General features: G+C 34.3%; 3 protein-coding genes. All 3 read right to left on the reverse strand.

Annotation, left to right across the window (positions count from 1 at the left end):
* Positions 1-280 precede the first annotated feature (280 nt).
* A complete protein-coding gene (locus BMW53_RS20530) occupies positions 281-580 on the reverse strand; it encodes a type II toxin-antitoxin system RelE/ParE family toxin (protein WP_038565673.1) in 300 nt (99 codons plus the stop codon).
* A gap of 1 nt (position 581) precedes the next feature.
* A complete protein-coding gene (locus BMW53_RS20535) occupies positions 582-818 on the reverse strand; it encodes a hypothetical protein (RefSeq protein ID WP_038563142.1) in 237 nt (78 codons plus the stop codon).
* 201 nt (positions 819-1,019) lie between these two features.
* Positions 1,020-1,577 (reverse strand): REP-associated tyrosine transposase, encoded by a 558-nt coding sequence (locus tag BMW53_RS20540; protein ID WP_038563139.1) that lies wholly within the window; start codon positions 1,575-1,577, stop codon positions 1,020-1,022.
* Positions 1,578-2,076: the final 499 nt, after the last annotated feature.

Here is a 2,076-nt window from a genome sequence, read left to right on the forward strand (position 1 = left end):
CGTTCTTAACGTGATCTGTATTTGTTTTCGTAGTGTAACTGGCTCTTTCTTTTAAACCCTTCAGGGTTTTGGAAACACCTGAAGGTTGTTGGTGTTACAGTAAAACCTTATCTATTCCTCAGACAACCTTAGTAGCCATTGTGGTAAATACAGTATAACCTTATTAACCTTATTGTTTGGGTTATTGTTGCTTCAGCGAACTTTTCCAAAATTCTAAATTTTGGAAAAGGTTAAGGTTATAGTTTGATATTGTTCTTTTGTGCAGTGGAGGTTGAGTTATCTAGTCAAATTTTAGTTTTTTCGGATTTTGTCGGTTATCGAAAAATGTCAATAAATAAATTCTCCGGTTCTTTTTATCCACTTGATAGAAAAGCGAATTGTTTTTATCAATAATGGCTTTACGAATATTTTTATGTTTGCCTGAAGCTACGAACATATAGGGGTTTTTTGTGAGTGCCTTCAGTATAACTTCCGTTTTATTTGAGAATTGGATCAGCTCTTTTTTGGTCCAGTTCTCTTTTAAATAATCTAATACACAGAAGTAGGTCAATCGCGCTTTCTCAGTCCAAATAATTTCCATTTCAGAAACCATATTTTTGTTTTGCCTCGCGCACTATCTGGTCGTGAGAATACATTTCTCTCTGCTTAATATTTTCTACTCCTTCCAATATCGATTGTTGCACTTCATCCGGTAATTGATCCCACCAATCCTGGTCATTTTCTTTTTCAAACAGTTTTTCAATCTGAATAAGCAATGATGATTTTTCGGTTTTGAGGATCTTGGTAACAAGATCGAGTTTTAATGCCTGAATATCCATTGTTTACGTGTTTTGCAATAAAAATACAAATTATACCGATGTGAAATAAAAATGAGCCTCATTTGGTGAATTCTTCTTTTCAATCGGCATTAACAATTGTAATTTCAGAGTTTCGCTTAAAGCTCACTCTCAAATACAATTGGTATTAAATGTGTGACGAAAACCCCTCGCTGCCGCGCGATTGCATCGCGTGGTTTGTAGTTATTTAACTACAATAACATCATCCAATAATACTTTTTCTCCGGCATAATCTATGGCACTACTGTACACATAATCCTCTGCCTTAAAAACCAAGCCCTCTTCAACAGGATTTTGATGAATATAGTTTATTTTCTCATCTATAACTTTATTGCTCCATAATTCTATAGGTTTGTTGTCATGACGCCAAAACTGATAATTAAGAACATTTGACGACATCGCTCCTGCCTTTTCAAACCGTTCAAGCAAAAAATCTTTTCGGCTTTCTTGCGGATTTTCCTTTATTGCCTTTATAATTTCTTTGCTTGTAAACCGTTTAAAATCGCCCAAAAGTTGTTCTGGTTTTACATTTTCTTTTGAACTTCTGAAAATCAAATGTACATGACTGGTCATTATACACCATGCAAATATTTCCATGCCTTTTTCTTGTTGGCAATAGTGTAAACTATCAAGTAATATGTTCTTATATTCATTTCGAATAAAAACATCTAACCACTCGACAACAGAGAAGCTTACAAAATAAACGCCTTCGGGATTATGGAACTTGTAGTTACGGCTCATTAACAATTAGTTTTTCTGAGAATAAAATTAAGACTTTTTTATATTAGAGTATAATCTTATTAGCCTGACGGCTAAACCACACGAAAGGATTCGTGCGGTAGCGGGGTGTGACTTGTATTCGTTTTTGGTTTCTCCCCGAATGGTATTTGAGTTTTTACGATTTAAACCTTCAGGGTTTGGAAAACACCTGAAGGTTATTCGTACTATAGTAAAACCTTATTTCCTCTATAAACCTTAGTAGCCGATTGTGGTAATTATTGAAAATAACCTTATTAACCTTATTTTTAGCTAACTTTTCCAAAGTACCAATCGTTGTAAAAGGTTAAGGTTATAGTTGTTTGATAATGTTCTTTTGTGCCAAAAGAGGCATGCATTACAAATTAGGAGTGTTCGGAAGAATCCCCAAGGCACACGATTTTCAAAAAGCCTAATTCAGCGAAAAACTAAACTCGGATCTCCACCACAGTGCTTTACTATCATTTTTATAATTAACTCATTA

Source organism: Draconibacterium orientale, from assembly GCF_900111425.1.
Lineage (GTDB): Bacteria > Bacteroidota > Bacteroidia > Bacteroidales > Prolixibacteraceae > Draconibacterium > Draconibacterium orientale.

What these genes read in the sequence shown, in the direction of transcription:
- BMW53_RS20530 (WP_038565673.1), bottom strand. Translation starts at nt 580, where the DNA reads ATGGAAATTATTTGGACTGAGAAAGCGCGATTGACCTACTTCTGTGTA.
- BMW53_RS20535 (WP_038563142.1), bottom strand. Translation starts at nt 818, where the DNA reads ATGGATATTCAGGCATTAAAACTCGATCTTGTTACCAAGATCCTCAAA.
- BMW53_RS20540 (WP_038563139.1), bottom strand. Translation starts at nt 1,577, where the DNA reads ATGAGCCGTAACTACAAGTTCCATAATCCCGAAGGCGTTTATTTTGTA.